This is a genomic window from Frigidibacter albus (assembly GCF_009908165.1).
GTDB lineage: Bacteria > Pseudomonadota > Alphaproteobacteria > Rhodobacterales > Rhodobacteraceae > Frigidibacter > Frigidibacter albus.
The window spans coordinates 1-7,053 of record NZ_JAAAUC010000029.1 but is presented as its reverse complement, the minus strand read 5'-3'; the positions used below and the strand labels follow the sequence as shown (position 1 = coordinate 7,053).

Genomic DNA, 7,053 nt, shown 5'->3' with positions numbered 1-7,053 from the left:
GATGTCAATAAATACACCCCGCAAGTGCGAAAAAAGCCCGCGGGAACGGACGCGGGATGGAGCAGCCCGGTAGCTCGTCAGGCTCATAACCTGAAGGTCGTAGGTTCAAATCCTACTCCCGCAACCATCGAATCCGACCCAGCCCTCGCCAAACGCGGGGGCTTTGTCGTATCTGGGTCTCCGAGTGCCAGGATGCCGGCCAATTCTCCTGCAAGTTCAATGCGATGGCCGCCCGGCGCCTCCGGGTCCGGGATCATCCGGATCTCGGAAACCAGGCCGCGCAGCGTCTCTGCCGCCTCGATCTTCACCGCAGGGTCCGACAGCGCCGCCGAAAGATCCGCGATCTTCTGCTGGTAGAGGCCGGTGAGGCTCGGATGCAGCCGCAGGGCAGGGGGCTCAGGGCTTGCGGCCAGGCTGGCCGTCAACTGCGCCTTCGTTGCCTCCAGCTCCGCCATCTTTGCCTTCATCGAGCTGTGATACATCCCGTCCTCGATCGCGGCCAGGATGCCGGCGATCTTCTTCTCCACCTGAGCGAGCTCACGCTCCTGCTTCTCCCTCCCGGCGCTGGCGCCGGCCTGGGCCGCGTTCCACGCCTGGCGGTATTCCTCGACGAAAACCGCGATGAGTTCGGGGTGCAGCAACTTCTGCTTCAGTCCCCCCAGAACCCGGTCCTCCACCTCTTCTCGCTGGATGGTCGCCCGATTGCCGCAGATGCTCTCGCCTTTGTTGCGGACCGCAGAGCAGCCATACCGGGTCTTGTTGATCAGCGTGTAGCTTCCGCCACAGCAGCCGCAGACGAGAAGGCCAGAAAACAGATAGGTCGCGCGTCGGGCGCGTTCAGGGCGCGGTGCCGCGCCCTCGTCGCCGTCGGGGTTGACCTTGCTACTGATGGCGGTCTGGCGCTGCTTGACCCGGCGCCAGAGATCGTCGTCGATGATCCGCAGCTCCGGGACATCCGTGATTACCCAGGCCTGGCGCGGGTTCGGACGAGCCTGCCTCTTGCCGGTCGCCGGATCGTCAATGAACGTCTGGCGGTTCCAGACAAGTGTCCCGACATAGAGCTCGTTGTTAAGGATGCCGTTGAGGCGTGCGGCGCTTCCAGCAATCGTTGAGAAGGTCCAGGCCGTCCCGCGGTTTCCCGGACTGGGGACGCCTTCCTTGTTCAGCGCTGCGGCAATTGCACGCGGAGATAAACCTTGGGCATAGCTCTCGAAGACCCGACGGATGACCGCGGCCTCGCCGGCCAGGATCTCTCGCTCACCGGTCGTCACCGTGCCATCGGCGCGCAAGGTCCTGACCACTTTGTAGCCGTAGCTGATGCCGCCTGCTGACTTGCCCGCCCTCACCCGTCCTTCCAGGCCGCGATGGGTCTTCTGCGCCAGGTTCTTCAGGAACAACGCGCTCATCGTCCCGCCGAGGCCGATATGCATCTCGTTGATCTCACCTTCGCTTTTGGTGACGATCCGCACGCCGAGAAAGGTCATGCGCTTGTGGAGTCCAGCGATATGCTCCTGGTCGCGCGAGAGCCGGTCCAGCGCTTCGGACACGATCACGTCGATGCCGTCGTTCATCGCTGCCTGCTGCAGATCTTGGAAGCCAGGCCGCAGATGCGTTGCGCCGCTCATCGCCTCGTCTGCGAATACACCCGCCACCGTCCATCCGTTATCGGCGCAGAGCTTTTGGCACACGCGAACCTGATCGGGGATCGAAGCCGCGGACTGCATCTCTGACGAATAGCGCGCGTAGATCGCTGCGCGGAGCGGGCCTTTGACGGTCATCTCAGTCCTCCGGAAGCTGGGCCGCAATCTGCGCCGCGACCTCGGCCTGCGCCGCTTGCCGCGCCAGCAGGCGAACGAGCGCGATCAGGGAAGGATGCGGCGCGGCCGGCCATTCGGCAAGGGGTGCTCCGGACGAAACTTGACCCGGCGTGACCGGCGCAGCCGCAGGAGTAGCGACCAGCGCAGTGGCTGGCTTCTCCTTCGAACTGGTGTTGCGCTTGCGGGCCACGGTGGCAAAGTTCTCCCCGGCCGCGCGGGAAGCTATTCCCGGCGGTGATGATGGCTGGTGACTGTCCGGAACTCGCTCCGGGGCTGTTGCTCATCATCATAAAGGATCCAAAGCGGGCGAGGGCGTGCAAGGGCACGGGAATGGGTGGGGGAGGGGCCAGAAGCGCCGGTTTATGTGGATAACCGGCAAACGGCAGGCGCCTGACGGCCCCTCAATACAGGGTCAGGTCCGAGCCAGGGTCCGCGAGCGACCCGGTTTGCGAAATCCCAAAGAAATTATCCGGATTTTTTTGGCGCGCGTGTGGGCCGGAAGCGCATGCACCCGCCCTGCGCCGAAGGGCGCAGGGCGGGCCGGATCAGTTCAGATGCGGCTGCTCCCGTAGAGCGCCGGCCAGGATAGTGTCAGACGATCCTGGCAGTTGCCGGAGCCAGTTGGCGGCCTCCGCCAACCCGAACTCGCGCGCCGCCACCAGAGCGCGCGCCATGTCTTCAAGGAGGGTGCGGTGCGTCGCAAGGATCGCCAGCGCGCGATCTTCCGCGTCTTCGATCCTGCGGCGCACCGCCTCGAAGATTGCCGGATCCCGCAGCAGCGCGGCCTCGTCACCCCCGCGCCAGACCGCGCCCTGAAGGCCGAGGCCGAGCTTGCTGTCGATGGCCAAAGCCAACTGGGTCGCCTGCGCGATGTCGGACTCGATGGAGCCGCCAGCTCCCGCCGAGACGGTGCCGAAGATCAGCCGCTCCGCCGCTCGCCCGGCGAGCATGCGGCTCAACGTGGCCGTGATGTCGCCGGTCAGCCCTGCCTGCGGCCGCAGGTCGACATGGATCTCGCCGCCCCCGCGCGTCAGCAGAACCCGGGTCACCCGGCCAAGGCCGAGGGCCGCACAGACGATCGCATGGCCGCACTCGTGGACGGCGATGCGGTGAAGCAGTTCGACGTTGTCATGGCCGCCGAAGCACGCGCGCAGGTATTCGAGCGTCAATTCGCGGCCGTCGGACCGGCACTCGGCGCGCACCTGGCGGATGATCGCGTCGATGTCTGCCGGCGTGTGACCGACCGCCCGCCGCGAGAGGTCGCGCAGGTCCGCCTCGGGGAAGGTGAGGTGCCTCCGGAACACGCCGTAGAGCGCCTCGGCGTCGGGAAGGGACATCGCGATCTTCAGATCGAACCGCCCGGCGCGTAGGATCGCCGGGTCCAGCGTCTCTGGGTGATTGCAGGTGCCGACGACGATCACGCCTTCTTCGCGTGACAAGCTGTCGAGCTCCGCCAGGAACGCGTTGATCACCTGCACGCGGTAGTTGTGGTTGTGACGGTCGGCATCTTGCCGCGAGCCTGCAGCGTCGATTTCGTCGATGATCAGCACTGCGGGCGTTTCCCTCCGCGCGTCGGCGAAGCTCTCGCGCATCGCGCGGAGCATATCGCCGAGGTGCCCTTTCGCTTGCCACTCGGCGAAGGACCCGGTGACCACGGACAGGTTGGCGTCATTGCCGATGGCCCGAGCCAGCCAGGTTTTCCCGGTGCCGGGTGGGCCATAGACAAGGAGCGACCGGCTGAGATCGTGCCAGCCGATCGTGCCCGCCCGCCATAGCGCAAGATCGCGCACCAGTTGCCGCGCGGCCCGCAGCGCCTTGCCAGCGCCGGTGAAGTCGTCAAGGCCGGGCTCGGCGCCAGCGGATTTTTTCGGCATGGCCACCGATCCTGACAGCCGCTCCGCCACCTCTCGCGCCGTTACGCCTCGCATTGCGAAGGCCAGACGGATGGGACTGATGCTTGACAGCACGCTGTCCTCGGGCAGGGCCGCGCGAACGCGCGCTTCGTCGATCCGCCCGGTGGCAGAGTGGCTGGTGCAGAGCGTGGCGACAAGGACGTCGCGCGTGACCGGCATGAGCGCAATCCGTTGAAGTCGCTCGACCGGCAGGTCGGGGGGCAGAGTCGCGTTGGAGGTCTGGACGATCAGCACCGGCTTCGAGGACTGGAGCCCCTTCACCACGTCTGACAGGTAGTCGCGTGCGGCAGTCGGGCCGATCTTGCTGTCCGTTACACGCGGCTTGATCACAGAAAGGCATTGCTCGCTGAAGTCGTCGCCACCTTCGAAGTGGATCAGCCAGTCCTCGGGGATAAGATGCGTCAGCATCTGCGCCGTCAGCTTCAGATCGTCCTCGGCGACGCCGGTGAGCAGAGTGACAGCACCCGCCGCAAGGATGTCATCAAGCCTTTCGGCCGATCCGACGCTGGCCGCCAGCTGGTTCGTAATCAGCAGCTTGCGCCACGGCACCTGCACCGGCGGAAGGGCGTCGCCACGCTCGGTCGTTGCCGCCGGATCGCCCCCGGCGTCAGCGATCTCGTCCCAGTCCCCCGCCGGCAGGTGCCGCAGGTCCGGGACGGCGCTCAGGATCGAGAGCGGCGAGGCCGGGGGAACATCGGCCGAGGCACCGAGCTGGGCGGGCAGGTCATCATCGAGGCCGAAGCCGCGACGGGCTCCGCCGAGCTTCATGGTGCCCCGCGAGAGCGGGTTTTCCGCCTCGTCCTGCTGCAGTCGGCGGACCGCCTTTTGCGCGTAGGCCCACCAGGTGGGGCGGCTGGATTCAGTGGTAGCGTGCGTCATGGCGCACCTCCGGGACATGAGAGGGGGCGTCCGGTTGGTCGGACAGCAGGAAGAAGGGTGAGGAAGTCATTTGTCCGCTGGCCGCACCGGCATAGCGGGCGCTGCTCAGGGTATGAGCGCCGGACCCTCAAGAGCGGCCAGGCCATTGTCCGGCGGGGCAGGAGCGGCAAGGCCCAAGGCGAGCATGGCCTCCTCCAGGCTCGCCCGCGGATCGGCGCGCAGTCCGGCGATCTCGGACCGCATGATCCGCTGCGACGAGCGGCGGTCACGGCTGAACCGCACGACATTCTCCGGCAGCACGACCAGCGCGAGGAGGTCAAAGTCACTGGCCGCATAGGGACCAACCCCGCCGGGGGAGTGATTGTAGCCCTTGCTGATGTTGAAGTGCCAGCCGCCGCCGCGTTGCGCGGTCGCGGTCTTGACCTGCAATTTCAGCACGGCGCATGGATGCAGGACCAGCCTGTCCGCGGAAGAGTGTTCCGGTAGGGCGAGCGGCAGCATGCCAAACCGCAATAAGATGCTGTCGACGAAGCGCTCTCCCGCTTCGCCGAGGATCTTTGCGTGATGGCACAGCGTGCCGGTGTCGAGGTCCGGGAAGGACCAGAGGGCGGAGACGGCGGCGGCATCGTGCAGCGCGACCGGCGGCAACGTCAGGTTTGCGAGCGGCATTTGAACGGGCATGAGGGCCCTCCTCGGCAAAGGTGAGGCGCTGACCGGCAGGCACGGAAGTGCCGCCAGTGTCGCCCGATGACGGGATCATCAATGGAAGGATTGCGGCGCGCAGGCCGACGGAGCTGCGATGCGGCGTCGGTCAGGAACGTATGAGGTGCTGCGCGCTCGGGTAGGTCATGTCACATCGCCAGGGGAGGGACGTCCCCGGCGGCCATCATCCCATCCTGCGCGCCGGCGTCAACATATTCCGAAAGGGTCGCGAGGTCGGCAAGGCGCGCCTTGGCCGTCGCCAGCATCTGGTTGACGCGCCGCGAGGCGGGGCTTCCGGCACGGCAGGAGAACAGGTCCGGGAACTGGGCGACAAGGCTGTGCAGATGCTCAAACTCCGCCGCGTCCGGGGTGCGGATCATCGAGCCAATGAGCATCGACATGCGCTTCAAGGGCCGGTCTTCCGGGCGCTCAGGTGCGACACGGTCGATGGCGTCGAGTCGAGACAGCACCGCCTCGCGGGCGCGCTCTGCCTCACGGTTCCAGCTCAGGAATGCTGGGTCCCAGCAAGAGACATGCTGGATATCCTTTTCTGCTTCGACATGTCCCGCCAAGGCGACCAAGGCGCCGGAGAACGACCGGCTGATGGCGGTCGGAGTGAAGTGTGCGTCTTTCGCGGCATCTGCTGCGGTGGTAGTGATACAGGTAGCCATGGTGATCTCCTCACTGAGATTGTCTGGACAGGGCCGAGCGGGGAGCTTCCACCTTCCCCTCGGCCCGTTGCAATTGTGTGCAACTGAGTTTAATATGAACTCGATGCACTCGAATGTCAACTGCACACAAGTGAACACATGACAAAAACTTCTGCCTTATCGGTCCGGGTCACCGAGGAGACGAAACGAGCGGTCGAGCAGGCCGCCGAAGCAGATGGCCGTTCTGTAGCGTCCTATGTGGAACGGCTGGTAACGGCACATCTCAAAGAACAGGGATTTCTTCCGAAGTAGGGCAAGAGACTGAGCGGGCACAGCGCCTCCTGAGGCCCACTGCCTCCGGCGCAGGAGGAGCCAGAGCCTTTTCGCGCTAAGCAATGCGAAATTGATTGGTGATGATCCGGGGCGGACTCTGTCTGACTGGCCCACAAGGCGGGCTCCGAAAGCAGGTAAGCCGGTGAATGGCCATCGGTCGCCGAATATCCTGACGGCAGGTCTGCGCCGATCAAGGGGGTTCGCGTGGCAGACGGCGAAACAGTCTTCAAATCAGAACAAGATCATCCTCGGACAGCACAAGAGAGGGTCCAGCAGGCTGCTGGCCGCAGCCTTCGCGCAACGGCTTCGCCGTGGAGTGAAGGCGAGGAGGGGTTCCGGGGGTATCCCCCGGACGAACAGTGATGTTGCAGTCGGGGCCTGCCCCGATTGCAACATCACTAGTGAGTATCATGGCGCACAACCTTCGAGGCCCCTGTGCGACGATTTTCCAGGGTCAACTCTATCCTGACAGGAGAAACATAACTCATCGGGCCTCGCTGTCATGAATGCCGTCACGCCGACCACCTCGCACCAGCCCGTCACAACCTTGCTGGATCCTCCGCCCATCGTGTTGCGGTTCGCCGGGCTCCACCCTGCCGATCTCGGCAAGTTCCAAATGCACGACGAACGCAGGTGACCTGCCACTGGTCTTTCATCCAGCCGCGACCGGAGCCCGTTGGTCATTTACGCCTTTCGGCGCGGGTTGAGCAATCGCCCGGCGCGCGGAACTTTCATCGCGTGCAGCGGGTCGGGCGATTG

The 7,053-nt window shown here is 65.3% G+C and carries 5 protein-coding genes and 1 tRNA gene; 1 reads left to right on the top strand and 5 read right to left on the bottom strand.

The features are described 5' to 3' along the window. Positions 1 to 50: 50 nt before the first annotated feature. Positions 51 to 127: transfer RNA gene (locus tag GVY41_RS19895), tRNA-Met, on the top strand. Here the strand turns inward: GVY41_RS19895 and GVY41_RS19890 are convergent. From GVY41_RS19890 to GVY41_RS19870, 5 genes are all read right to left on the bottom strand, one after another. After that, positions 84 to 1,724, bottom strand: a complete 1,641-nt coding sequence (locus tag GVY41_RS19890) for a recombinase family protein (RefSeq protein WP_229726022.1) — start codon at positions 1,722 to 1,724, stop codon at positions 84 to 86. The genes GVY41_RS19895 and GVY41_RS19890 overlap by 44 nt on opposite strands. Before the next feature lie 55 nt (positions 1,725 to 1,779). Beyond that, positions 1,780 to 2,007 (bottom strand): hypothetical protein, encoded by a 228-nt coding sequence (locus GVY41_RS19885; RefSeq protein ID WP_161348715.1) that lies wholly within the window; start codon positions 2,005 to 2,007, stop codon positions 1,780 to 1,782. A gap of 355 nt (positions 2,008 to 2,362) precedes the next feature. Further along, positions 2,363 to 4,609: an AAA family ATPase gene (locus GVY41_RS19880; RefSeq protein WP_161348716.1), complete on the bottom strand. Its 2,247-nt coding sequence runs from the start codon at positions 4,607 to 4,609 to the stop codon at positions 2,363 to 2,365. Positions 4,610 to 4,714: 105 nt separating this feature from the next. Beyond that, positions 4,715 to 5,290, bottom strand: coding sequence for a hypothetical protein (locus tag GVY41_RS19875; protein WP_161348717.1), 576 nt, complete (start codon positions 5,288 to 5,290; stop codon positions 4,715 to 4,717). 170 nt (positions 5,291 to 5,460) lie between these two features. Further along, a complete protein-coding gene (locus tag GVY41_RS19870; RefSeq protein ID WP_161348718.1) occupies positions 5,461 to 5,982 on the bottom strand; it encodes a hypothetical protein in 522 nt (173 codons plus the stop codon). Positions 5,983 to 7,053: the final 1,071 nt, after the last annotated feature.

Coding starts and splice junctions, on each gene's coding strand:
- GVY41_RS19890 (WP_229726022.1), bottom strand. CDS start 1,724: ATGCAGTCCGCGGCTTCGATCCCCGATCAGGTTCGCGTGTGCCAAAAG.
- GVY41_RS19880 (WP_161348716.1), bottom strand. CDS start 4,609: ATGACGCACGCTACCACTGAATCCAGCCGCCCCACCTGGTGGGCCTAC.
- GVY41_RS19875 (WP_161348717.1), bottom strand. CDS start 5,290: ATGCCCGTTCAAATGCCGCTCGCAAACCTGACGTTGCCGCCGGTCGCG.
- GVY41_RS19870 (WP_161348718.1), bottom strand. CDS start 5,982: ATGGCTACCTGTATCACTACCACCGCAGCAGATGCCGCGAAAGACGCA.